Source organism: Methylocella silvestris (assembly GCF_002891535.1).
Taxonomy (GTDB): domain Bacteria; phylum Pseudomonadota; class Alphaproteobacteria; order Rhizobiales; family Beijerinckiaceae; genus Methylocapsa; species Methylocapsa silvestris_A.
The window spans coordinates 16,889-40,208 of sequence record NZ_PDZR01000004.1; the positions used below are offsets into that span (position 1 = coordinate 16,889).

21 protein-coding genes are annotated in these 23,320 nt (G+C 62.7%); 14 read left to right on the top strand and 7 right to left on the bottom strand.

The genetic code is table 11. The features are described 5' to 3' along the window. Nucleotides 1-19: 19 nt before the first annotated feature. On the bottom strand, nt 20-784 hold the full coding sequence (locus tag CR492_RS05665) for an ABC transporter ATP-binding protein (protein WP_102842782.1): 765 nt from the start codon (nt 782-784) through the stop codon (nt 20-22). Further along, nucleotides 774-1,520, bottom strand: coding sequence for an ABC transporter permease (locus CR492_RS05670; protein WP_348626706.1), 747 nt, complete (start codon nt 1,518-1,520; stop codon nt 774-776). Before CR492_RS05670 ends, CR492_RS05665 begins: the two co-directional genes overlap by 11 nt. A 268-nt stretch (nt 1,521-1,788) precedes the next feature. Here CR492_RS05670 and CR492_RS05675 point away from each other — a divergent pair, with 268 nt between their 5' ends. Continuing rightward, nucleotides 1,789-1,983, top strand: coding sequence for a CsbD family protein (locus tag CR492_RS05675; protein WP_102842911.1), 195 nt, complete (start codon nt 1,789-1,791; stop codon nt 1,981-1,983). A gap of 60 nt (nt 1,984-2,043) precedes the next feature. Here the strand turns inward: CR492_RS05675 and CR492_RS05680 are convergent, their stop codons facing one another. After that, nucleotides 2,044-2,790 carry a GlcG/HbpS family heme-binding protein gene (locus CR492_RS05680; RefSeq protein WP_102842912.1) on the bottom strand — a complete coding sequence of 249 codons (747 nt, stop codon included), beginning with the start codon at nt 2,788-2,790 and terminating at the stop codon, nt 2,044-2,046. Between the two features lie 263 nt (nt 2,791-3,053). Here CR492_RS05680 and CR492_RS05685 point away from each other — a divergent pair, with 263 nt between their 5' ends. The 6 genes from CR492_RS05685 (at nt 3,054) to CR492_RS05710 (ending at nt 10,175) form a co-directional block, all read left to right on the top strand. Next, nucleotides 3,054-3,968: a dienelactone hydrolase family protein gene (locus CR492_RS05685; protein WP_102842913.1), complete on the top strand. Its 915-nt coding sequence runs from the start codon at nt 3,054-3,056 to the stop codon at nt 3,966-3,968. Nucleotides 3,969-4,201: 233 nt separating this feature from the next. Next, the gene (locus tag CR492_RS05690; RefSeq protein ID WP_102842784.1) at nt 4,202-5,365 is read left to right on the top strand and encodes an efflux RND transporter periplasmic adaptor subunit; all 1,164 of its coding nucleotides are present in this window, start codon (nt 4,202-4,204) and stop codon (nt 5,363-5,365) included. A 2-nt stretch (nt 5,366-5,367) separates the two neighbouring features. Continuing rightward, entirely contained in the window at nt 5,368-8,490 is a 3,123-nt protein-coding gene (locus CR492_RS05695) for an efflux RND transporter permease subunit (protein WP_102842785.1), read from the top strand. 117 nt (nt 8,491-8,607) lie between these two features. Continuing rightward, nucleotides 8,608-9,015 carry a thioredoxin family protein gene (locus CR492_RS05700; protein ID WP_102842786.1) on the top strand — a complete coding sequence of 136 codons (408 nt, stop codon included), beginning with the start codon at nt 8,608-8,610 and terminating at the stop codon, nt 9,013-9,015. Continuing rightward, the gene (locus tag CR492_RS05705; protein WP_102842787.1) at nt 9,012-9,731 is read left to right on the top strand and encodes a cytochrome c biogenesis CcdA family protein; all 720 of its coding nucleotides are present in this window, start codon (nt 9,012-9,014) and stop codon (nt 9,729-9,731) included. Before CR492_RS05700 ends, CR492_RS05705 begins: the two co-directional genes overlap by 4 nt. A gap of 21 nt (nt 9,732-9,752) precedes the next feature. Beyond that, nucleotides 9,753-10,175 carry a hypothetical protein gene (locus tag CR492_RS05710; protein WP_102842788.1) on the top strand — a complete coding sequence of 141 codons (423 nt, stop codon included), beginning with the start codon at nt 9,753-9,755 and terminating at the stop codon, nt 10,173-10,175. Here CR492_RS05710 and CR492_RS05715 read toward each other — a convergent pair. Beyond that, complete coding sequence (locus CR492_RS05715) at nt 10,160-11,428, bottom strand: MFS transporter (protein WP_245411981.1); 1,269 nt, start codon at nt 11,426-11,428, stop codon at nt 10,160-10,162. The genes CR492_RS05710 and CR492_RS05715 overlap by 16 nt on opposite strands. Nucleotides 11,429-11,442: 14 nt before the next feature. Further along, entirely contained in the window at nt 11,443-12,060 is a 618-nt protein-coding gene (locus tag CR492_RS05720; RefSeq protein ID WP_102842789.1) for a helix-turn-helix domain-containing protein, read from the bottom strand. 202 nt (nt 12,061-12,262) lie between these two features. On the opposite strand from CR492_RS05720, the gene CR492_RS05725 reads away from it, so the two are divergent. The 5 genes from CR492_RS05725 to CR492_RS05745 all read left to right on the top strand — a co-directional run bounded on the left by CR492_RS05725 (nt 12,263) and on the right by CR492_RS05745 (nt 19,891). Beyond that, nucleotides 12,263-13,081, top strand: a complete 819-nt coding sequence (locus tag CR492_RS05725; protein ID WP_102842790.1) for a UDP-2,3-diacylglucosamine diphosphatase — start codon at nt 12,263-12,265, stop codon at nt 13,079-13,081. Continuing rightward, nucleotides 13,081-14,118: a glycosyltransferase family 4 protein gene (locus CR492_RS05730; RefSeq protein WP_102842791.1), complete on the top strand. Its 1,038-nt coding sequence runs from the start codon at nt 13,081-13,083 to the stop codon at nt 14,116-14,118. Before CR492_RS05725 ends, CR492_RS05730 begins: the two co-directional genes overlap by 1 nt. A 184-nt stretch (nt 14,119-14,302) precedes the next feature. After that, nucleotides 14,303-15,322 (top strand): S1C family serine protease, encoded by a 1,020-nt coding sequence (locus CR492_RS05735; RefSeq protein WP_102842792.1) that lies wholly within the window; start codon nt 14,303-14,305, stop codon nt 15,320-15,322. Nucleotides 15,323-15,654: 332 nt separating this feature from the next. Continuing rightward, on the top strand, nt 15,655-17,148 hold the full coding sequence (locus CR492_RS05740; protein ID WP_102842793.1) for a DEAD/DEAH box helicase: 1,494 nt from the start codon (nt 15,655-15,657) through the stop codon (nt 17,146-17,148). Between the two features lie 367 nt (nt 17,149-17,515). After that, a complete protein-coding gene (locus tag CR492_RS05745) occupies nt 17,516-19,891 on the top strand; it encodes a TonB-dependent receptor (protein ID WP_245411982.1) in 2,376 nt (791 codons plus the stop codon). 214 nt (nt 19,892-20,105) lie between these two features. Here CR492_RS05745 and CR492_RS05750 read toward each other — a convergent pair whose 3' ends face one another. Further along, entirely contained in the window at nt 20,106-20,744 is a 639-nt protein-coding gene (locus CR492_RS05750; RefSeq protein ID WP_102842915.1) for a transglutaminase-like cysteine peptidase, read from the bottom strand. Between the two features lie 348 nt (nt 20,745-21,092). On the opposite strand from CR492_RS05750, the gene CR492_RS05755 reads away from it, so the two are divergent. Both CR492_RS05755 and CR492_RS05760 read left to right on the top strand, forming a co-directional pair. After that, entirely contained in the window at nt 21,093-21,950 is an 858-nt protein-coding gene (locus tag CR492_RS05755; protein WP_245411983.1) for an EcsC family protein, read from the top strand. A 117-nt stretch (nt 21,951-22,067) separates the two neighbouring features. Continuing rightward, nucleotides 22,068-22,613 (top strand): hypothetical protein, encoded by a 546-nt coding sequence (locus CR492_RS05760; RefSeq protein WP_102842795.1) that lies wholly within the window; start codon nt 22,068-22,070, stop codon nt 22,611-22,613. On the opposite strand, the gene CR492_RS05765 is transcribed toward CR492_RS05760, so the two are convergent. Further along, entirely contained in the window at nt 22,610-23,320 is a 711-nt protein-coding gene (locus CR492_RS05765) for a hypothetical protein (protein WP_102842796.1), read from the bottom strand. The two genes, CR492_RS05760 and CR492_RS05765, sit on opposite strands and share 4 nt — an antisense overlap.

Genomic DNA, 23,320 nt, shown 5'->3' on the forward strand with positions numbered 1-23,320 from the left:
CCGCCTCGAGACCGAGCCGTCAGGCCGAAGCCACCTTGACGGCGCGCGGCCGACCGTCGATCTCGTGGAGATAGTCGTCGATGATATCCTCCGGAGCGCCAAGGTCGCGCACGGCGCCGTCATCGATCCAGATCACGCGATCGCAGAGATGCGACAGCATCTTCATGTCATGCGAGACGACGAGGATCGTCCCCTTTTTGGCGAAATCCTGAATAAAGGCGTCGCATTTGGCCTGGAAGGCGCCGTCGCCCACCGAAAGCGCCTCATCGACGATCAGAATATCGGCGTCTGCATAGGCGCAGACGGCAAAGGCGAGCCGGGCCGCCATGCCGGTCGAATACATTTTCAGCGGCTGATAGAAGAAATCGCCAATATCTGCAAAGGCCGCGACATCGCTCAGCCGCGCCTCGATCACGGAGCGCTTGACGCCAAGGATCGCGCCGCCGATCAAGGCGTTCTCACGGCCGGTGAGTTCAAGGTCGAAACCCGAGCCAAGCGCGAGGATCGGCGCGACGCGGCCGGAAACGGTGACGCTGCCGATGGTCGGCCTGGTAATGCCGCAGATGATCTGCAGCAGCGTCGTTTTGCCTGCGCCATTGCGGCCGATGATGCCCACCCGCTCGCCCTGATGGACCTTGAAGCTGACGTCCTTCAACACCCAATGCTGGCGGTAAAACTGCTTCCAGCGGCCAAAAAGGGCCTGCTTCAGCTGGTCGTTGCGATGGATATACAGCTGATACGCTTTGCCGACATGGCTGCAGCTGATGACGAGTTCAGATGACATCGACGAAAACGGCCTTGTACTGCATGAAAAAACGATAGCCGAAATAAAAGACGAGGAGCGATCCGGCGACTGTCCCGAAATACAGCAGCGCATCGGGCAATCGGCCGAACAAAAGCAGATCGCGCATCATCTCTACGTTATTGCCTATGGGATTTAAATGTACGTAAAGGCGCAAATGCGGCGGAACGTCGTCGATCGAATAGAAGATGGGCGTCGCGAACATGAAAACCGGGACGATCGAGATCATCAGGTGAGCGACGTCGCGCGTGAAGGAGCCGAGCGCCATCAGGAACCAGGAGATCCCCAGCAGCGATAAAAAGAACGGGATCGCAACGAGGGGCGTCAACAATATCGTCCAGGGCAGCGAAAAAGACGCGCCGATCTTGAACAAGATCAGCACTGCGACGCTGATCAAGGCGTAGACCGAGCCGCGAATGGTCGCGGTCCAGGCCAGCGTCTCGCTGGGGAAGATCGATTTCTTGATGAGCGCCGCCTGCTCGTGCAGCATGCCCGGCGAGCGATAGGCGATCTCGCTGAAAAGATTGAAAATAATCAGCCCGGTAAAGATCGACAGGGCATAGCCGCCGACGCCGACGTTTTTAGCCGAGGCGGGAACGCCGACCGCGCTCGAAAAAATGATCGTATAGGCGGAGAGCATGACCAGCGGGCCGAACACCGCCCACAGCCAACCAAGAATGGAGCCGCGAAAGCGGACCGCCAATTCACGTCGAACCACGGCCCGGATCAGCTCCTGATACCGCCAGGCGTTCTCAAAAGGCGTCGCTAAGTTCATCCCCGAACCGGTTTTAAGTTGGAAGCCTGCGCAATGTCGGCGGATGTAGACCAGCTTGGGGCAAATTCGTCAACGCGGCTCGCTCAAGGCTGAACCTTGTCCCGCCAAACCGCAATTTTTCCGCCTGGCGCAGCGCCGATTCCCGCCCGCCGCCTTTGGAACCAAGCCGGAAGTCCGCCGTTTCCGGTGCATCTTCACGAGAGGAAAAGACATGGTCGATAAAGAGCACATCAAAGGCGCGGCTGACAAGGTGAAGGGCGCGGTTAAGGAAGCAGCCGGCAAGGTGACCGGCAATGACCGACTTGTCGCCGAAGGCAAGGCCGACAAGGCCGAAGGCGCCGTGCGCCAGTCGGTCGGCGATGTGAAGGACGCCGGCCGCAAGGTCTCGGACGCCGTCAAGCGCTGATTCCCGAAAATCTTTAGCTGATGGCGCGCCCCTTCAAGGGGCGCGCCTTTTCGTATTCGATCAGGGCGTTATATCGCTCGGGAAGCAGTGCGGCTGCTGGAAGCCGGTCGGCGCGACGCCGAGCGCAGCGTAGTCGATATTGTCTGTGCCGCCCGGGCCGACGCCACCGGGGATATTGTCGAGTTTGGCCGCCTTTCGCATGCGATAGGCGATCGCATGATCGGCGCAGGAACTGTCGCCGCTGACGCCAAGGCCGCCAAGGACTTTTTTGTTGGCGTCATAGAGGGCGACGCCGCCGCCAAAGGTGATAATGCCGCCGGGAACCTTGCCGTTGCGCGACAGCTCCGGGAAACTATCGACCGAGGCGACCTGCGACGACGACGCCTGCGGGAGCGAATCCTGCGCGAGGAACGCGGGATCGAACGGGTTTGAGTTGTTGAGCCCGTAGAGCGAGCCGCCGGGCTGCGTCGGCGCATAGAGATTTGCGGTCGACAAGGCCAAACCGTCATTGCTGAAGTCATTCGCCGTTCCGGCTTTGGCGATGGCGATGGCGCGGCTGCCCGGCCAGGCGTCGCCGATGCTTATCACGGAACAGATCTGGCCTTTGCGATCGACAATCGCCGACCACATGCGGTTCGGTTTGAAGATGCCGCCATTGGCGTCTGCAAGCTTGATGACTTTGTCGAGCTGAGCTTGAACATTCTTTACCGTCGCGTCAGGGATATTGCACGCCATGCGCGCGTCAGCGGGCGCCGCGGCAAGTTGCGCCAACAGGCCCAATCCGAGCACAACTGTCATTTTTTTCATATCGTCCCTCCCCACTTGTAATTCTTCTTTGAACGCGCGGACTTCGCGAGCCGAAACAAGGTGAGACGCGTCGAGATCGACGCTTCCGCCTTGCGAAGTCTGCGCGATCAAGAAATATCACGGTGCGGGAGGCGCCAAAATTATGAAACTATTAAGATTGCGAGGCCCGTGACGCTCGCGGCGGTATGTTGGATGCTCCGCGGCGACCTTATATAAGCGGCTCGCAATTTCGCTCGGAGAGCAACGTGGACGAAAGGTCGCTCATGCGCCGCAAAGCAACCCTCAATCCCAATGAAGTCGCCGCTGCAAGCGATACGTCCGACGTCCGCGGCTTGACCCGCGCAGCGCCCCTCTCGCGGCGCGGCTTCATGGGTTCGTCAGCGGCGCTTGCGGCCGGCTATACGATTGCGGGCGGCCCCGTCAGGGCTGAGGCCATTCGCACCGACGCCGATGGGCTTGTCGCAGGAATGACGACCATCAAAACCGGCGACGGCGCCATGCCGGCCTACTTCGCGCGGCCCGCGGGCGTCGACAGGCCGCCGATCATTCTTGTCGCGATGGAAGTGTTCGGGCTGCACGAGCACATCAAGGACGTCACCCGCCGCCTCGCCAAGCTCGGCGCTTTGGCGCTGGCTCCAGATCTCTATTTCCGCAAGGGCGACCTCACAAAAATCGAGAGCATTTCCGACCTGATGCCGCTCGTAAACAGCAAGCCTGACGCCGAGTTGTTCTCCGATCTTGACGCCAGCGCCGCCTACGCCATCGCGCAGGGGGGCGACGGCGAGCGTCTCGGCATCATCGGATTTTGTCGCGGCGGCCGCACCGTCTGGCTTTACGCGACGCATAATCCGGCTCTTAAGGCCGGCGTCTCCTTCTACGGCAGCCTTATGGACCCGCCGAGCGCGGCGATGCCGCAGAACGCCTTTGCGCTCGCCGGCCAGGTGCAGGCTCCGGTGCTCGGCCTCTATGGCGCCGAGGATCAAGGCATTCCGCCCGATCAGGTCCGCCAAATGGAAGAAAAACTCAAAACTGCGGGCAAAATCGCCGAATTTGAAATCTATGAGGGCGCGCCACATGGGTTTTTCGCTGATTACCGTGCGAGCTACCGCAAGGAACAGGCAGAGGACGCCTGGAAACACGCAATCGCCTGGTTCAGGACCTATCGGGTTCTCGCATAGGTTTTGCGACACCGCGAGGGGCCGGAATTCATGAGTTTGTTGTCGAGATTTTGTTTTGAAGGCCGGCCCTGCCCGAAGTAGTGATGGAGCCGTATTTGCCAAAGCCGGAATTTGGACGCAAAAACCCCGTCAGAGTGACAGGGAAGACGCTTTTGCTCTTGCGGTATTGAAGGGCGCGCGCTGAAACCGCGTCGTCCGACCGCTATTTCTTTCGACCCTACCAGGGCACAAACTTGAAACGCACACTCAGTCTTATCGTCGTTTTCCTCGTGCTCGCCGGGCTCGCCGCCGCACTGGGCTATTTTCAATTTGTAACCAAGCCGCAGATGATCCGGCAGTTCATCTCCCAGGCGGCGCCCCCGCCCGCGACAGTCGCCGTCGCCGGGGCGATGGCTGAATCCTGGACGCCGCAACTGCCGGCGATCGGCAGTTTTCGCGCCGTGCAGGGCATCGACGTCGCGCCGCAGATCGGCGGCGCGCTCGTCGCCGTCAAGGCGCAGTCGGGTCAGGACGTGGACAAGGGCGCGCCGCTGTTCGAGATCGACAATTTCGTCGAACAGGCCGACCTCAAGAACAATCTCGCCATCCTCAAAAACGCCGATTTTGCGCTGCAGCGCCAGCGCCAGCTGACCGTCACCGGCAATACCGCGAAGGCCAATCTCGACTCAGCCGAAGCGACGCGCGATTCCGCCGCCGCCGCCGTCGAAAAGGTGCGCGCGACAATCGCGCAAAAGCAGATCGTCGCGCCCTTCGCGGGCCGGCTCGGCATCCGCAAGATGGATCTTGGCCAATATGTCTCGCCGGGAACGACCCTGATCACGCTGCAGCAGCTCGATCCGATCTATGTCGATTTTCCCGCGCCGGAAAAATGGCTCGGCATGCTGAAGCCCGGCCAGGAGATCGAGGTCACGGTCGACGCCCATCCCGGCCAGATCTTCCGGGGCAAGATCGAGACCGTCGACGCGCGCGTCGCCGCCGACAGCCGCAATGTGCTGGTGCGCGGCCTGTTCGCAAACAAGGACAGGCTGCTTTTGCCGGGCATGTTCGCCAATGTGATGGTCGGCGCCGGCGCCCCGGTCGAGGTCACGACCGTGCCGCGCACGGCCATTACCTATTCGCTCTATGGCGACACCGTCTTCGTCGTCAAGCCGGCCGATCCCGCCCCGCAGGCGGGCGCGGCCCAGGCGGCGCCGGGCGGCGCCGACGGGCCGATGAAGCTGGAACGCCGTTTCGTTCGGCTCGGCGAGACGAAGGCCGATCGCGTCGCGATCCTCGACGGCGTCAAGCCAGGGGAGCTCGTCGTGAGCGAAGGCCAGGTCAAGCTCGCGCCCGATATGGCGGTGCAAATCGATCCGGACGCGAAACTTTCGCCGCTCCCTGTCCGCCCGAAGGAATGAGAATGTCCTTTACCGATATTTTCATCCGCCGGCCGGTTCTAGCGAGCGTCGTCAGCCTGCTCATTCTGCTGGTCGGCCTGCAGGCGATGTCGAAGCTTCAGGTCCGGCAATATCCCGAGCTGTCTTCGACGACGATCACCATCACGACGCAATATCCGGGCGCCAACGCCGACGTCATCAAGGGCTTCATCACGACGCCGATCGCGCAGGCTGTCGCGAGCGCCGAAGGCATCGACACGCTGGTGTCGAACTCGCAGCAGAATACCTCGACGATCACGCTGAACCTCATCCTCAACGCCAATGCTGACCGCGCCGTCGCGGACGTCTTGTCGAAGGTGAGCCAGGTCAAATATCAGCTGCCGCGCGAGGCGCTCGATCCGATTGTCGTCAAGCAGACAGGCGATTCCACGGCGCTGCTTTATATGTCCTTCAATTCGAAGGTCATGTCGGGCTCGCAAATCACCGACTATCTGACCCGCGTGGTGCAGCCGAAGCTGCAGACCATCGACGGCGTCGCCAACGCCCAGATTCTTGGCGGCCAGACCTTCGCCATGCGAGTCTGGCTCGACCCGAACCGGATGGCGGCGCGCGGCGTCACCCCAAATGACGTCAGGGCAGCTCTGGCCGCAAATAATTTCACGGCCGCCGCAGGCCAGATCAAGGGCGATTTCGTCCAGACCAGCATCAATGCGCAAACCTCGCTCGATTCCGCGCAGGCTTTCAGCCAATTGGTGGTTTCGGCGAAGGGCGACGCGCTGACCCGGCTCGGGGCCATCGCCGACATCGAGCTTGGCCCCGAATCGGTGGATTCCTCGTCCGTTTTCGATGGGCTGAAGGCCGTCTTCGTCGGCATCTATCCGACCCCGACCGCCAATCCGCTCGACGTCATCAACAATGTGCGCGAGGCCTTCCCCGAGCTCAAGGCGCAGCTTCCGGTCGGCCTCGACGCGGCGATCGCCTATGACGCCACGGAATTCATTCGCGCCTCGATCTACGAGGTCAAGAAAACGCTGATCGAGGCGGCGCTCGTCGTCATCGTCGTCATCTTTCTGTTTCTCGGCAGCCTGCGCGCAACGATCATCCCGATCGTCACGATCCCGCTCTCCCTCGTCGGCGTGATGATTATTTTGCTGGCGCTCGGCTATTCGCTCAATCTGATGACCCTGCTCGCCCTCGTGCTGGCGATTGGACTTGTCGTCGACGACGCCATCGTCGTCGTCGAGAATATCTACCGGCACATTGAGGACGGCATGTCGCCGAAAGAGGCCTCGCTGCAGGGCGCGCGCGAGATCACCGGCCCTGTCATCTCGATGACGATTACGCTCGCCTGCGTCTATGCGCCGATTGGCTTCGTCTCCGGCCTCACCGGCGCGCTTTTCCGCGAATTCGCCTTCACCCTCGCCGGCGCGGTGGTTGTCTCGGGCGTCATTGCGCTGACCCTGTCGCCGATGATGTGTTCGCTGCTGCTGAAGCCGCCCTCGGACAAGCATCGCGGCTTTCCGGCTTTGCTCGACCGCCTGTTCAACTGGCTGCGCGACGCCTATCAAAGGCGCCTGCACAAAACGCTGAATTTCCGCGCCATGACGATGCTGATCCTCGTCGGCGTGCTCGCCCTCACCGCCGTGATGTTCGTCTCGACGCCGCAGGAGCTCGCTCCCGAGGAGGACCAGGGCGCGATCTTCACGCTGATCAAGGCGCCGCAATACGCCAATCTCGATTATCTCGAAAAGGCGACCGCGCAGGTTCAGCGGGCGGCCGACGAGATTCCTGAGAAAGACCATGTCTTTCTCATCAACGGGTCGGGCGGCGTGCATCAAGGATTCGGCGGCCTGATCCTGAAGCCTTGGGGAGACCGCCAGCGCAATCAGAAAAAGATCCTGGCCGAGCTCCAGCCGAAATTGGCGAAAGTGACTGGCGCGCAGATTCTCGCCTTCTCGCCGCCAGCGCTGCCGGGATCGACCGGCGGCCCGCCGATCCAGTTCGTCGTTCGCTCGATCGGAGACTACAAGGACATCGCCGACGTCATGGCCAAGATTCAGGCGGCGGCGCAGGAGAGCGGCCTGTTTATCTTCACCGACAGCGATCTGAAATTCGACCTGCCGCAGATCGAACTGAAAATCGACGCCGCCAAGGCGAACCGGATCGGCCTCAATATGCAGGAGATCGGCTCCTCGCTCGCGACCTTGCTCGGCGGCAATTACGTTAATCGCTTTAGCATGAACGGCCGCAGCTATGAGGTGATCGCCCAGGCCCCGCGCGACTTCAGGCTGACGCCGGACTGGCTGACGCGCTATCAGGTCCGCGCCGCCAATGGCGACCTCGTCTCGCTGGCGACGGTCGCCAGCATTTCGAACAGCGTGCAGCCGAACGGACTGCCGACCTTCCAGCAATTGAATTCGGCTACCTTGCAGGCGGTGCCCTTCCCCGGCCACACCATGGGCGAGGCAATCAATTTTCTGCAAGCCAAGGCGAAGGAACTGATGCCTGCCGGCTTCACCGTCGATTACCAGGGCGAGAGCCGGCAATTTGTCCAGGAAGGCAATACGCTGCTGCTGACGTTTGTCTTCGCGCTGATCGTCATCTTCCTGGTGCTCGCGGCGCAGTTCGAAAGCTTTCGCGATCCCTTCATCATCCTGATCGCTTTGCCGACCTCGATGTTCGGCGCGCTCCTGCCGTTGAACATCCTCGGCGTCGTCGGCGCGGCGAGCATGAACATCTATTCGCAAATTGGTCTCGTGACGCTGATCGGGCTGATTTCGAAGCATGGCATCCTGATGGTCGAATTCGCCAACCGGATGCAGGAAGACGAAGGCATGAACCGGCGCGAGGCGATCGAACATGCGGCGGCGGTGCGGCTGCGGCCGATCCTGATGACGACGGCGGCGATGGTCGTCGGCATGATCCCGCTGATCCTCGCCGAGGGCGCAGGCGCGAGCAGCCGTTTCGCCATTGGCGTCGTGATCGCCTCCGGCATGAGCATCGGCACGCTGTTCACGCTGTTCGTGACGCCGGCGGTCTATACGCTGATCGCGCGCGATCACAACCGGCCGGAGGCCGCGGCCGATCTCGACATTTACCCGGCGATCGCCACCGCGGCGACGAAACATTCCGACGCGGCCGAATGACGACGGCGCCGCCGGTCAAGAAAGAGTGAGGCCGTAATAAATCCGGCCGCTCCGGCGAAGACAGAGACGCCAAGCCTGCAAATCAGGACGGCGTTCTTTCGCGCACGGAGTTAAAACATGCATCGCCGCACTGTCCTTGCCGCCTTGGCGGGCGCTTTGGCCCTTTTCAGCGTCGCGTCCGGCCACGCCGCCGAGCCCGCGGAATTTACGCAGGGCGACTTCGAGGCAGCGCAGAAGGCGGGCCGGCCGATCCTGATCGAGATTACCGCGCCCTGGTGCCCGACCTGCCGCGCGCAAAAGCCGATCCTCAGCGAATTGACCGCCGCGCCAAAATTCGAGGATTTGGCCGTGTTCGATGTCGATTTCGACAGCCGCAAGGATGTCTTGCGGCTTTTTCACACACAATCGCAGAGCACCCTGATTGCGTTCAGGGGACCAGAAGAGGTCGGCCGCTCCGTCGGCGACACCGCTCCCGCGTCCATCGCCGCCCTGCTCAACAAAACGCTATCGAGCGCGACGCCATGATCCTCCCCCTTGGACTGGCCTTCGTCGCCGGACTGCTCTCGGCCTTATCGCCCTGCGTGCTTCCGCTCTTGCCGATTGTGTTCGGCGCTGCAGCCAGCGAGCATCGACTTGGCCCCGCCGCCCTCGCCTGCGGCGTCGCGCTGTCTTTCGTCGCGATCGGCCTCTTCGTCGCGACGGCCGGTTTCGCCATCGGTCTTGACGGCGACGTTTTTCGCAAGGCCGCGGCGGCTCTCCTGCTCGTCCTAGGCGTCGTGCTGATCTTCCCAAAACTTCAGGCGTGGGCGGCCGCCGTGGCGGGGCCCGTCAGCGATTGGGCGAACCGCCGGCTCGGGCGGTTCTCGACGAGCGGGCTCGCCGGGCAATTTGGCGTCGGACTGCTGCTTGGCGCGGTTTGGAGCCCATGCGTCGGCCCGACGCTCGGCGCCGCCTCCGTGCTGGCGGCGCAGGGAAAAAACCTCGGACAGGTCGCGCTGACCATGGGCGCATTCGGTCTTGGCGCGGCGGCGCCGCTGCTCCTGCTTGGCATGCTCTCGCGCGAGACGTTTCGGCGTTGGCGCGGCAATCTCGCCAAGGCCGGCAGCGGGTTTAAATCGGCGCTTGGCGTCGCTTTCGTCGCGACCGCCGCAAGCCTCCTGCTTGGGGTCGACAAGGCGATCGAGGCGGCGTTGGTCGCCGCGTCGCCAGAGTGGCTGACGCAACTCACGACGCGGTTTTAGGTTTTTCGGGGACCGAACGCCATGGAGACACGCAAGACGGCGACTGCCCCCGAGGGCGCGACGTGGGCGCGGATCGGAGCAGGCTTCTATGTCGCCTGGGGCTTGTTTCACCTTCGTGTCGCCTATGACATTTATGAACTCGGCGCCGGGCAGTCGGGTCTGGCGCAGGGCCGAATCTTTCAGCTCGCGGCCTATATGCTGACGATCTCCCTTTTCGTGATCGCCGTCGCCGTCCTCAAGAATTCACGGAACGATCGAACAGGCTATTGGCTCAATCTGATCGTCGCCGGTTGGGCTGACCTGATTTGGGTCGCGGTCGTCGTCGCGCCTGGCTATGTCGGCCTCTTGCGCGGGCTCGCGCCGCCCGCGATATTTCTTGCGGGCGCGGCCGCGACGACGCTCGCGCGGCGCGCCAAGATTTTGTCTGATCAGCCGGTAATCTGAAGCCCGCGCTTCAGCCAGCCGGCGGCGAGGGCGATCACGCCGCCCGTCGCGGCAAGCGCGGCCATCGCCAGATAGGCCTCGTCGCCAAAGCGCGCCGTCAGCCAGCCGCTGCCATAGGTCGCGGCGGCTAGGCTCAGCGCCCCCGCCGCCGCAAGCCAGCCCTGCATGCGGGCGCGGTGGGTCGCAGAGGCGAGCGCGCCGAGCAGAAGCACGCTGCCGCAGGTCGTCGCGCCGAAGCTGAAGGCATGCAAGGTCTGCAGCGCGATGACGGCTTCGGCGCCGGGCGCGAAGCTCATGGCGGTCCAGCGCAAGGCCGCCCCAGCCGCCCCGAGCAGCAGCAAGGGGACGGCGCTCCGCTCGGAGCGGAAATAACGCGCGGCGAGCAAAAAGATGAGGATTTCCGCCCCGACCCCGACCGCCCAGGCGGCGCCAATCGCGCCGGGCGAAAGGCCTGCCGCGCGCCATCGGATCGTCCCGAATGCATAGACTTCGGCGTGGCTCGCCTGAATCAGCGCGGCCGCGGCGATCGTCAGCAGCGCGAGCCGCAGCCGGGCCGAATCGGCGGTGAGGCGGCCCGCCGTCGCGCCTGCGTAAAGATGCGCCCGGTTCATCCGGATGGCCGCGAACAATGCCGCCCCGACCGAGGGCAGCGAGAGCAGGATCAGCGCGACGATGATCTGTTCGCCGGGCAGCGCCTCGACGATCGCGGCCGAGGCCAGCATCGTCGCGAGCACCCCGATCGAGGTCCAGACCCGGATATGGCCATAAGCGATTGGCGGGCGCCCATCCGTCTCGGCGTGGCGGATTTCGCTCAAGGTGAGCGCATCGGCGAGCGCGGGCATTGATCCCATCGCCACCGAGACAAGCACCGCGCCGGCGAAGATCGGCGCAAAGCCTGAGCCAAAGCGCAGCCCGCAATAGGTTGCAAATACGGTGAGGGCGCAGGCGGTGACGGCGAGGCCGACGCCGCGTTTGTCGGCGAAGGCGGCGATGAGCGGAGTCGCGATCACGCGCGCGACCAGCGGCGTCGCGATGGCCGCGGCGATCTCTTCCGCGGTGAGCCCGCGCGCGGCGAGCCAGACCGGAAAATAGGGCAGATGCAGGCCCAGCGGCAGAAACAGCAGGCCCGCAAAAATCGAAAGATCGCGCGCTTCATGGCCGCCGGAGACCTCAGCCTTGCGATGGCGGGGGTCGGCGAGGGTCAAATGCGGTCCGCCTTGCTGGTTCTTGCTGGGAAGTTCGGTCAGCGTCACACAGGAAGGCGCCTCTACTCCATCGCCGCGGCCTTCAGGATACACACCATCATTGCGCTCGCCGGCCGGTCGGAAACATTGCGAATGATATGGGGGCGGTCGCAACGGTAGCGCAGCGTGTCGCCGGTCTTGGCGCGCTCGATCACGCCGGCGACCTCGACTTCGAGTTCGCCCTCGCTGATCGAAAGACTTTCCACCGAGCCGCGCTGATGCGCCTCGGATTCCAGCGCGCCGCCGGGCTCGGCGGAAAAATCATACCATTGCAGCCATTCGACCGTCTTGATCCAGCCGATGATCGAAAGCCTGCATTTGCCATCGTCGGAGACGAGGATCGGCGTCTCGTGACGCGCCGTCTTTTCGAGGAAGGGCTCGTCGTCGGCCGCCTGCAGAACGCGCTCGATCGAGACATCGAGGGCCTGCGACAGCCTCCAGATCGTCGCCAGCGTCGGATTGGTTTCGTTGCGCTCGATCTGGCTGATGATCGATTTGGCGACGCCGGATTGTTCGGAAAGCTCCGACAGCGAGAAATTATAGGCCTTGCGCAGTCTTTGTACGGTTTTGCCGAGCTGCCCCGACAAAGCGAGCGCGCCAGCTTCCATCACCTTGACCTTGTCGCGTCCCTCGACGCCCATGCTCGATCCGCTCATTCATTTGACGACGCCGCTGTCGCGCAGGACGCGTTTGCGTCCCGAACGGTAGCGGATTTCGTTTGGAATATCGAACGATTTGTCGGTTCCGCAAGCCCCCTCGGCGGATCGCCCCCGGCGGTGTCATCCAAAAGCCACGCGAATCTGTTCTTTAGGACGTGACGCAAATCAGGTTCGGGGTCCGCCGGTGAGCGACGTAAAAGAGCCAAGACGCTTTCGCACTCTCTTCCTGTCCGATATCCATCTCGGCACGAAAGACTGCCAGGCCGGTCTCCTGATCGACTTTTTGAAGCACAATGAAGCGGACACGATCTATCTTGTCGGCGACATTATTGACGGCTGGCGGCTGAAAAGCGGCTGGTACTGGCCGCAGGCGCAAAATGACGTCGTTCAGAAGCTGCTGCGCCAAGCGCGCAAGGGCGTCAAAATCTATTATACGCCGGGCAATCACGATGAATTCGCGCGCGATTTTCTCGGGATCTTCTTTGGCGGCGTCGAAATCATCGACCATGCGATCCATGAGACGGCTGACGGCAAGCGCCTTCTCGTCATCCACGGCGATCAGTTCGACGTCGTCGTCAAGCATGCCCGCTGGCTCGCCTTTCTCGGCGATTGGGCTTATGAATTCGCGCTCTGGGCCAATCGCTGGTTCAATCAGATCCGGCGCTCGTTCGGTTTTCCCTACTGGTCACTGTCGGCCTGGGCCAAGCTCAAGGTGAAGAATGCGGTGAGTTTCATCGGCGATTATGAATCCGCCCTCGCCGACGCGGCGCGCCGTCATCAGACGGACGGCGTCGTTTGCGGCCATATTCATCACGCTGCGATCCGCGACATCGACGGGATGCTTTACGTAAATACCGGCGATTTCGTCGAATCCTGCACGGCTGTCGCCGAACACGCCAACGGGACGCTCGAGATCCTGCACTGGCAGGCGACCGCCGCCGAACAGGCGCAGGCCAATGCTCTGGCGCAGGCCCGCCTTCCAGGCCGTCAGGCGGCGGCCTGATGCGGATCCTCATTGCCACCGACGCCTGGAAGCCCCAGGTCAATGGCGTCGTGCGATCGCTGGAGTCGGTCGCAAAAGCGCTGCGGGAATTCGGCGCCGAGATTGAATTTTTGACGCCGCAGGGATTCGCCTCCGTGCCGCTGCCGACCTATAGCGAAATCAAGCTCGCCTTCGCCAGCGCCGGTTCGATCCGCAAGAGGCTCGACGGCGCGCCGATCGACCATATCCATATCGCGACTGAGGGGCCCGTCGGCTTTGCCGCGCGACGCTATTGCCTGCGTAACAAACGGGCTTTCACGACGAGCTACCACACGCGTTTTCCCGAATATATCAGGGCGCGCACCTTTCTCCCGGAGTCGATCACCTATTCCGTTCTGCGCCGGTTTCACAATGCAGGTTCGGGCGTCATGGTGTCGACGGCCTCGATCGCCAATGACCTCGAAAAACGCGGCTTCGAGAGGCTGATGTTCTGGTCGCGCGGCGTCGACCACCGCCTGTTTTCGCCGGACCGGCGGATCAAGCTCGATCTGCCGGGGCCGATCTATCTTTACGCCGGCCGTCTTGCGCCCGAAAAAAACATTGAGGGCTTTTTGTCGCTCGATCTGCCGGGCTCAAAAGTGGTGGTCGGCGACGGGCCCTCGCGCCGCGCGCTGGAGGCGGCCTACCCCGACGCCCATTTCGTCGGCGCGAAGGACAGCGACACGCTCGCCGCCTATTATGCGTCCTCCGACGTTTTCGTGTTTCCGAGCCGCACCGACACCTTCGGCATGGTTCTGCTTGAGGCGCTCTCCTGTGGATTGCCGGTCGCCGCGCTGCCCGTCGCCGGCCCTCTTGACGTCATCGGATCGAGCGGAGTCGGCGTGCTCGACGAGGATCTGCGCGCCGCCTGCCTCAAGGCGCTCGAAACCCCCCGCGAAAAAGCGCGCGCCTATGCGCTGACCTTTACCTGGGCGAACAGCGCCCGGCAGTTTCTCGACAATATCATCCGGGCGAAAGCCCTGGGCCAGGTCAAGATGGTCCCTACCCCGCTCTTTTGAGGTCGGCCGAGAAGCTTGGCCAGGCGGGGCCTTTAACAAGCCGCATTTCGTCCCATATCAGCGGGAACGCTTATCAGGGCGCGATGGGATTGCACGCAATCCCATACCGCTTTGGCTGAGCTTCAAGTCTCACGCATGACGTCGATAGTCCGCGACTTTTCGAACGCGTGCCGAGGGTTTCCGAATGGACTATTTTCCTTCCTTTGTGCTCGATGAATCCGAGGCTGCGCCGCAGGAAGAGGCGGCCGCCCTGACGCACGATTTCCCCGCCGATGACGAGGCGCTGCTCGACGCCTATTCGAAAAGCGTAACGCGCATCGTCGAGGACGTCGGCCCGAGCGTCGTGCGGCTCGACGTCAAACGCGGCGACGGCCGCAGCGGCGGCTCGGGCTCCGGGGTGATCGTTTCCCCGGACGGGCTCATTTTGACCAACAGCCATGTGGTCGGCGGCGCCCGCCGCGCGAGCGTGACGACGCTTGACGGACGCAATCTGTCCGGCCGCGTCCTCGGCGATGATCCCGACACCGATCTCGCCCTGGTGCGGGTCGATGAGAACGTCACTTTGCCGGCGGCGCGGCTCGGCGATTCGAAACGGCTGAAACCGGGCGAAATCGCGGTCGCGATCGGCAATCCGCTCGGCTTCGATTCAACCGTGACGGCGGGCGTCATTTCGGCGCTCGGGCGTTCGCTGCGCTCGAACAACGGCCGCATGATTGATGATGTGATCCAGACCGACGCCGCGCTCAATCCCGGCAATTCCGGCGGACCGCTGGTCGCCTCAAACGGCGCCGTCATCGGCGTCAACACCGCGATCATCGCCGGGGCGCAGGGCATCTGCTTTGCAGTCGCGGCGAATACGGCGCGTTTCGTCCTCGGCGAGCTCGTCGCCCATGGCCGCGTGCGCCGCGCCTATCTTGGCGTCGGCGCAAGCACGATCGTCCTGCCGCGCCGGATCGCGCTCCGGCTCGGCCTCGAGCAGACCACGGGCGCGGTGATCAGCCAGGTCGAAAAGGATGGCCCGGCGGATCACGCCGGCCTGCTCACCGGCGATATCGTTCTTGCCGTTGACGGCGCGCCGGTCGCCAGCGCCGGCGATCTTCTGCGCCTGCTGGGCGCTGACAAGATCAACCAGGTCGCGCCGCTCGATATTCTGCGCCGCTCCGACCGGCGCCGGTTCTGGGCCGCGCTGCGCGAGCGCGTTTGAACCGCAGCTTTGCCCGAGAATCAGGCAATCGCGCACAGTCACGGGAAAATCGATGGATTTTCCCGCTCGAGCAGCGCTGCGATGTCGCTATTCCATTGCTTCAGCCTGCGTTTTCAGGCAAGAGAGAGATCGATATCGCTTAAGTTCCTGCTGCGGCCGCGGCAGGAATGACCGGCTTCAGGCGGCGCTTTGGCGCAACTGCCTGCAAGTTACGGCAAAAAACCAAACCGTTACGTTGAGCCCAAGGGTTGCGCCAAAGGGCTCGTCGGTGTCGGCGGCCTTATGGCCGCAGCCCGTGTTTGCAGGGCGCAAATGCCCGTTTCAGGAACAAAATGACTTTTGAGGAACTCGGTCTCAGCGCGAAGGTGCTGCAAGCGGTCGAAGCTTCCGGCTACACCACGCCGACGCCGATCCAGGCCCAAGCCATCCCCTTCGCGCTCACCGGACGCGACGTTCTGGGCATTGCGCAGACAGGCACGGGCAAAACCGCCGCCTTTACGCTGCCGATGCTCTCCCGCCTCGAACAGGGCCGCGCCAGAGCACGCATGCCGCGCACCCTGATCCTTGAGCCAACTCGTGAACTGGCGGCTCAGGTCGAGGAAAGCTTTGTCCGCTATGGCGTCAATCACAAGGTCAATGTCGCGCTTCTGATCGGCGGCGTTTCCTTCGCGGACCAGGAGGCGAAGATCACGCGCGGCGCCGATGTGCTGATCGCGACCCCCGGCCGCCTGCTCGATTTCGCCGAGCGCGGCAAGCTGCTGCTGACCGGCATCGAGATCCTTGTCATCGACGAAGCCGACCGCATGCTGGACATGGGCTTCATCCCCGACATCGAGCGCATCTGCAAGCTGGTGCCCTTTACCCGGCAGACGCTGTTTTTTTCGGCGACCATGCCGCCGGAGATCACCCGGCTGACCGAGACCTTCCTGCACAATCCGGCGCGGGTCGAGGTCGCGCGCGCCTCCTCGACGGCGACGACGATCACGCAAGGCCTGATCGCTTCGGCGCCCGGCCCGGCCAAACGCGAAACTTTGCGCCGCCTGCTCCGGGGCGCCGCCGATTTCAAGAACGCCATCATTTTCTGCAATCGCAAGCGCGACGTTGCGCTGCTGCATAAATCGTTGCTGACGCACGGCTTTAACGCCGGCGCTTTGCATGGCGACCTCGACCAGCGGGCGCGGATGGCCTCGCTCGACGCTTTCAAGACCGGCGAAGTGGCGTTGATCGTCTGCTCCGACGTCGCCGCGCGCGGCCTCGATATTCCGGACGTCAGTCATGTCCTGAATTTCGACGTTCCGACCCATGCCGAAGATTATGTGCACCGCATCGGCCGCACCGGCCGCGCCGGCAAGAGCGGCGTCGCCATCACCATCGTGACAAAAGCCGATCAAAAACATATCGCCGAGATTGAGAAGCTGATCGGTCGTTCGATCGACTTTCTCGACGGGAAAACAATGGCGGACGTCGTCGAGGACGGGGCGGAAGAAGCTCCCGAGCGCGACGAGCGGCGGCCAAGGCGCGGCGAACGCCGCAACGGCCAGACGGAGGCCGAGGCGCCCCGATCGCGCCGCCGCGAAAGATCGGAAGGGGCGCGCCAACATACGGCGCAGCCGCCTTCAACGCCCGCCGCGCCGGCTCAGGCGGCGCCGCGGCCAACCGGCGGCCCGGCGGCCCCGCCGCGTGAGCAACGCAAACCGCGGCGCGAGGACGATGACGCGCCCGTCATCGGCATGGGCGATCATGTTCCGATGTTCCTGCTTCGGCCGGTCAAGCTGAAGCCGGCCAAAACCCGCGAAGACGCCGAAGAGTCAACCAGCGTCAGCTGATTTCGCAGCCCGCTCCTTCGACTTAGGCGCACGCGCCCCCGCGTTCAGCGGGGCGGCCGCCTGGCCATGCAAAGAATCGCGGCGATCTCTCAGCGCCCGGCGCTTCTGGCCCCTCATGATCGAAGCTGCCTTTATTTCCCTTATATGCCGTGAACTTTTCCACGCATTATTGGAATTAACTCCCTCGTCGATTGCCATATGACGCAATTGCGCAACAGCAGCGGCGTTTCTCCGCGCTCTGCTTTCGCTGTGCTTGTCCGGCCATGCACCTAATCTTATCGTCACCGCATAGGCATGAACGGCCGATGCGGCGCGGATTGGGAGACAAGCGGCTGTGACCCGAAACTTACCATTAAAGACAGTATTGATGCTGGCTGTGGCGCTCGCGCCCTTGGGCTTTTCCGCAGCCCTTGCTCAGGATGGCGCGGCTCCGGCCGACGCCAATGTTGTCGCCCTCCCGGAAGTCGATGTGATCTCGACCTCGCCCCTGGCTGGCGCCGGAGGGGAAGACCGCTTCAGCTTTCCGAGCCAGGTGCAGACGGTTGACGCGCCGGCGTTCGAGCGCACGCGCTCGCCGAGCGTCACCGATACGCTGCAGCAGCGCGTTCCGGGCGTCACCGTGACCGACATCAACGGCAATCCATTTTCGCAGGATCTGATGTATCGCGGTTTCGAGGCCTCGCCGCTGCAGGGAACGCCGCAAGGCCTTGCCGTCTATCAGAACGGCATGCGCGTCAACGAAGCCTTCGGCGACACCGTGAACTGGGATCTGATCCCGCCGCAGGCGATCGCCCGCACCGATATTTTTACGGCCAATCCGATCTTCGGTCTCAACGCCCTTGGCGGAGCCGTCAGCATTGAAATGAAAAACGGCTTCAACTGGCAAGGTTTCGAGGCGCAGATTCTCGGCGGCTCCTATGGGCGCGTCAGTGGCTATTTCCAGTATGGCAAGCAGGTCGACAACTTCAGCCTCTATGTCACCGCCGATGTGGCGCATGAGGGCGGCTGGCGCTATTTCTCGCCGTCGACGCTGGTCCGGGCCTATGGCGATTTAGGCTACAGGACGCAGGATGCGGAGGTGCATTTCATCGCCTCCGGCGCGACGTCGAACCTTGGCGTGATCGGACCGACGCCCGTCAATCTCCTGAGCCAGAGCCTCAGCAGCGTCTTCACTTTTCCGCAAACGACCCAGAATGACATGGGTTCGATTGCCCTGACCGGCAAATTCGATATCAACAAGAACTGGCAGATCGCCAGCAATTTCTACATGAGGACGTTCCGGCAAAAGCATTCGGACGGCAATGACGCCGATCTTGGGGCATGCGACGATCCCAATGACGGCCTGTTATGCCTTGACGAAGACAACTTCCCGGCCGTCACCAATCCAAACGCCTTTGTTGTTCGGAACAACCATACAGGCCAGGCGATTCCCTACACGGATGGCGTCGTCTATGGGACGATCGATCGCACCGAGACCCATTCGACGACTGCCGGCGTAACGCTACAGGCGACCGACAACGAAAAGCTGTTTGACCACGCTAATTATTTCACTTTCGGCGGCAGCGTCGACCGCGGCTTCTTCAATTTCGCGTCGACGAGCACGCTCGGCGCTATCCAGGCCAATCTCAACGTCGTCCCAACCGGAACATTCGCCGGATCGAATGCGATTCTGCAGACGGCTGGCGACATCGGCTATGTGCCAACCTATCTCAACGGCACGACGACCTATTACGGCATTTATGCGCTCGATACCTTCAACATCACCCCCGAATTCGCGGCGACCGCGGGGGCGCGGCTCAATATTGCGAATATCAACACAGAGGACGCCAGCGGCCTCAACTCCGAGTTGACGAGCGCCAGTAATTTCAACCGCATCAACCCTGTGTTCGGGCTCACCTACAAGATCCTGCCGTGGCTTTCGGCCTATGGCGGCTATTCCGAAGCCAATCGCGCCCCGACGCCGCTCGAACTCGACTGCGCCAATCCGCAAAAACCGTGTCTCCTTGAAAACTCCCTGGTGTCCGACCCGCCGCTACAGCAGGTCGTCTCCCACACCATTGAAGCCGGCCTGCGCGGTACGGCGAACAATGTGCTCGGCGGCCAGATCAATTGGAAGGCCGGCTATTTCCACACCGAGAGCACAAACGACATTATTTCGCTGGCCAGCACAATCACCGGGCGCGGCTATTACGCCAATGTGCCCGCTACGCTCAGACAGGGCGTTGAGGCGAGCATCGAATACCACAGCGGCAACCTCATGGCTTATGCGAATTATGCATTGGTCGACGCCACCTATCGCTTCACGGCTGAACTTGCCTCGCCGAATAATCCTTATGCCGACGCGAATGGAAATGTCCTTGTCACGCCGGGCGATCATATCCCCGGCATCCCGCGGCAGACGGGGAAGTTCGGCCTCGAATATTCCTTCACGTCGCAATTCAAGGCCGGAGCGGATATATTGATTGTCGGCAGCCAATATTATGTCGGCGACAACTCGAATCTCAACCCACAATTGCCGCTCTATTGGACGGCGAATATTCACGCGTCCTATCAGGTGACCGAGAACATTCAGGTGTTCGGGCTCGTCAACAATCTCTTCAACAACCGCAACGCCACCTATGGCGCGTTCTTCGACACCACCACCAACGCCCAGATCGCCAATGGAACGTCCTTGACCGATCCGCGCACCTTGACGCCGCTCGCGCCCATCTCGGTCTATGCCGGCGTCAAAGTCAATTTTTGAAATATTGGCTTTCTCCGGTCGCAGGAGCAGAAGGCATGGTTTGCGCGATCCTCGTGCGACCATGCCCTTTTCGCGCGACTTTAGGCGCGGCGCCGCGCCGATGTTGGCGACGGACTTAGAGGGAAGGCCGATCGCGCTCTAACCATTGTTTCAACGCAAGCGCTTGGTCCAAAAAGAGCCTTGAGCTCTTTGAGCGGGGATCCAGCCTGCACCCTCAGCGCGACACGTAATCGGGCTCGGCGGTCGGATCGCCGATCTGGACCCAGACATTCTGATCGGCCTGGGACTGGCGTTTGACGAAACGATAGGGCGTGCGGCTCCAGAGCTTCACGTCGGGCGCCAGATTATCCAGAATGAAATCGCCATTGCTGGTCTTCACCGTCAGCACCGCATGACCTTCATTGCTCTGATCCTTGACGACGGTCATCAGCAGCGCCTGACGCGGAAAGCCTTCCTCGAGGAGGATCTTGCGCTTCAAAAGCGCGAAATCCTCGCAATCGCCCTTCCCGTCGGCGGGATAGTCCCATTGGTCGAGGACGCCCCAATGCTCTTTGTCCGTGATCGCGACGATATGGGCGTTGACCCATTTGTTGACGCGTTCGATCTCGCGCAGTGTTTTTGGCGCGGCGACGACGTCAAGCGGCTCGATCGCGCCGCCGTCGCAAACGCCCTGATAGCGGCGGCAGAAGTCGGCCCATCCGAAGGGAACGCTGGTCACCGATCCGATCGGCATGAATGAGGACGGGCTTGGCGCGCCGACGGCGAATGCGCCCGAGGTCAGCATAGAGAGAGAGATTAAAGCGGACGAAAGAAGCTTCGTCGCTCTCCGGCTTCTCTCGCTCAAGCTTTTCATTCCCAAGCCTCCAACGTCGCGCATTCGAACTTGCCGGCGGCGCGTTGTCGCGAAATTAAATCCAGTATTTCAATTTTAACGTGCCGCAGCACACGCACGGACGAATTCCGACGTTGCTTAATCTCGTCTTCCCGCAAAGGCGTCCAATCTTAAGCAGTTTTGTTTGGAGCCTTGGGAAAACTTCCTCTTGCGCTATCGAATGGGGATCCGCACTTAAGGCTTGCCCGGAGGTTTGAACCCGCGTCCGCCCAATTCGTTTCTAAATCGTTAACCGCAGGGCGCCATAGGGTCAAGCCGAAGTCGGGCGGCCGGCGCCGTCGCATTAAAACATTGTTAACGAGGTGAGGCGTGAGCTCAATCGAAATGGGACCTCCCGGCAGGGCGATTGTGGCGACGGCAGGGCTTCTTCCCGCCGATGAGGCCGCCTTGCGCCGCGCAATCGATGAATTGCGGCGATCGAGCCTCGCCATGCGCCTCACCGCGCTGATCGGTCGCCAGTTGGGGGCGATCAGCCTCGCCGTGCCCAGCCAGTTTACCGAGGCCGTCAACAAATCGGCGGAAGCGGCGATCCGCAGCGCGATGGCCGTTGCCCTTCGAAGCCTCGCGACCGCCGAAAAACGCGACCGCCGCCGCCTGCACCGGTCCGTGGCGACGCTCGCGGGCGCCGCCGGCGGCGCAATCGGTCTTGCCGGCCTGCCCTTCGAGTTGCCGTTCACGACAACGGTGATGCTGCGCTCGATCGCCGACATCGCCTTGAGCGAGGGCGAGGATCTGAGCGATCCCGACGTCGCGATCGCCTGCCTTGAAGTGTTCGCGCTCGGATCGGAGCAGCAGCACCCCGCCGACAGCATCGAGTCCGGCAGCGCTCTCGATACCGGCTATTTCGCCGTGCGGGTGCTGCTCGCAAAATCAATCACGCAATCGGCGAAACGGTTCCTGCAAAGCGGCCTCACCGACCAGGCCGCCCCCCTGCTGGTGCGTCTCATCACCCAGATCAGCGCCCGTTTCGGGCTTGTCGTGTCGCAAAAGCTTGCAGCGCAAAGCATCCCGATCATTGGCGCGGCCAGTGGCGCGGCGATCAATTACGCCTTTGTCGATCATTTTCAAACGCTCGCGCGCGGCCACTTCACCGTGCGTCGCCTCGAGCGGATCTATGGGGCAGCGCAGGTTCGTGTGGAATATGACCGACTGGCGGCGCAAATTTGAGCGAAACCCTCATTGCCGCCGCTTGCTGCATTGTGGTAAGACCGTGGCGTTTTAGGGGCGCATTCGCCACGCCTTGGCCGCCGCCATTCAATTTGCCAGCCCACCTTGGAGCCTCCCGTGAAAAATGTGACGGTTCCGCTCGCCCGGATCGCACGTCGCTGCGCCGCCGCAACCATCGCGGTCGGCGCATGCCTGTCGCTCACGGCAGGCGAAGCCAATGCCGGCTTTTTCGATTTTCTGTTCCAGCCGCCGCCGCAATATTCGGCGCCGGTTTACCGTCCGATGCATGTCGCGCCCCATGTGAAAAAGAGGGTGGTGACGCGCAAGCCCAAAGCGTTCGCCGACAAGCCACACACGCCGGCGCGGGTCGTCTCGAACTATCTCGACGACGACAGCCTCCAGAAAGGCGACGCGGTGATGACGAGCGAGGGCTTGCGGATTTTTACCGGCTCATCCGGACTTCCGCATAAAACCGCCGATTTCGCCCGCGTTTCGGACACCAAGCGCCTGTCCGGCCGGCAGCGCGACGCGCTGCTCGCCATCGATACGCGCGGCGCGAACGGCTCTCTTCTTTCCGGCCGCTCCATCGCCGAGCCGGGCGTTTCGGCGGGCGAGATGATCGTCGACGCCAAAGGCGCGAAGATTCGCTACGTCGGACCTTAAGCGTTAGCGTCGCCGGCGGCCGCTTCGTCGTCCTCGCCGCTGGCCATTGCGCCCAGCACCTCGGCGGCGATCTGACGCGTGACGCGGCTCTTGCGGGCGAGCGCCTCGCGGTCGAGCCTCTCGATAAAGCTGCGCGCGGCTTCAAGCGAGTAATCAAGCCGCAGCGCCGCGTAATCGACGAGCCGCACGTCGACGACGAGCTGGCGATCCATCAACAGCTTGACCAACACCATGCGCATCAGCGCGTCGTCCGGCGCGCCGATCGAGACGCTTGGCGCAAGCCGCAGCCGCGAGAGCAAGTCCGGAAGGTCGAAACTTTCGGGCCCCGGCGGGCGCCGCGCCGTCATCACCAGCGGCAGGCGGCGCGAAATCCCGAGATTGACCAGGTGAAAGAGCTGCGCCTGCCCTGGCCCGATCGCTTCTATGTCTTCGATCAGCAAGGCGCCGGCGGCGGCGAGCGCGGCGGCCTCGCGTCCGACAAGGGATGCGGCGGCGATTGTCGTCGCCCCCGACCTCGCGGCCCAGATCGCGCCAAGATGGCTCTTGCCTGAGCCCGGCGGCCCGATCAGGATCAGCGCCGGATTCGGCCAGTCGGGCCAGCGCTCGATCATTTGATAGGCGCTCTCATTCGAGCCGGAAATAAAGAAATCCTCTGCGCTGAAGCCGGGCTCCAGCGCAAGATCGAGCGGCAATTGACGCGCCGCCAT

Bases quoted from the DNA above. Each gene is read 5' to 3' on its own strand.
- CR492_RS05765 (WP_102842796.1), bottom strand. From the start codon at position 23,320: ATGGCGGCGCGTCAATTGCCGCTCGATCTTGCGCTGGAGCCCGGCTTC.
- CR492_RS05665 (WP_102842782.1), bottom strand. From the start codon at position 784: ATGTCATCTGAACTCGTCATCAGCTGCAGCCATGTCGGCAAAGCGTAT.
- CR492_RS05750 (WP_102842915.1), bottom strand. From the start codon at position 20,744: ATGAAAAGCTTGAGCGAGAGAAGCCGGAGAGCGACGAAGCTTCTTTCG.
- CR492_RS05730 (WP_102842791.1), top strand. From the start codon at position 13,081: ATGCGGATCCTCATTGCCACCGACGCCTGGAAGCCCCAGGTCAATGGC.
- CR492_RS05695 (WP_102842785.1), top strand. From the start codon at position 5,368: ATGTCCTTTACCGATATTTTCATCCGCCGGCCGGTTCTAGCGAGCGTC.
- CR492_RS05680 (WP_102842912.1), bottom strand. From the start codon at position 2,790: ATGAAAAAAATGACAGTTGTGCTCGGATTGGGCCTGTTGGCGCAACTT.
- CR492_RS05685 (WP_102842913.1), top strand. From the start codon at position 3,054: ATGCGCCGCAAAGCAACCCTCAATCCCAATGAAGTCGCCGCTGCAAGC.
- CR492_RS05675 (WP_102842911.1), top strand. From the start codon at position 1,789: ATGGTCGATAAAGAGCACATCAAAGGCGCGGCTGACAAGGTGAAGGGC.
- CR492_RS05700 (WP_102842786.1), top strand. From the start codon at position 8,608: ATGCATCGCCGCACTGTCCTTGCCGCCTTGGCGGGCGCTTTGGCCCTT.
- CR492_RS05720 (WP_102842789.1), bottom strand. From the start codon at position 12,060: ATGGGCGTCGAGGGACGCGACAAGGTCAAGGTGATGGAAGCTGGCGCG.
- CR492_RS05710 (WP_102842788.1), top strand. From the start codon at position 9,753: ATGGAGACACGCAAGACGGCGACTGCCCCCGAGGGCGCGACGTGGGCG.
- CR492_RS05740 (WP_102842793.1), top strand. From the start codon at position 15,655: ATGACTTTTGAGGAACTCGGTCTCAGCGCGAAGGTGCTGCAAGCGGTC.
- CR492_RS05745 (WP_245411982.1), top strand. From the start codon at position 17,516: ATGCTGGCTGTGGCGCTCGCGCCCTTGGGCTTTTCCGCAGCCCTTGCT.
- CR492_RS05705 (WP_102842787.1), top strand. From the start codon at position 9,012: ATGATCCTCCCCCTTGGACTGGCCTTCGTCGCCGGACTGCTCTCGGCC.
- CR492_RS05735 (WP_102842792.1), top strand. From the start codon at position 14,303: ATGGACTATTTTCCTTCCTTTGTGCTCGATGAATCCGAGGCTGCGCCG.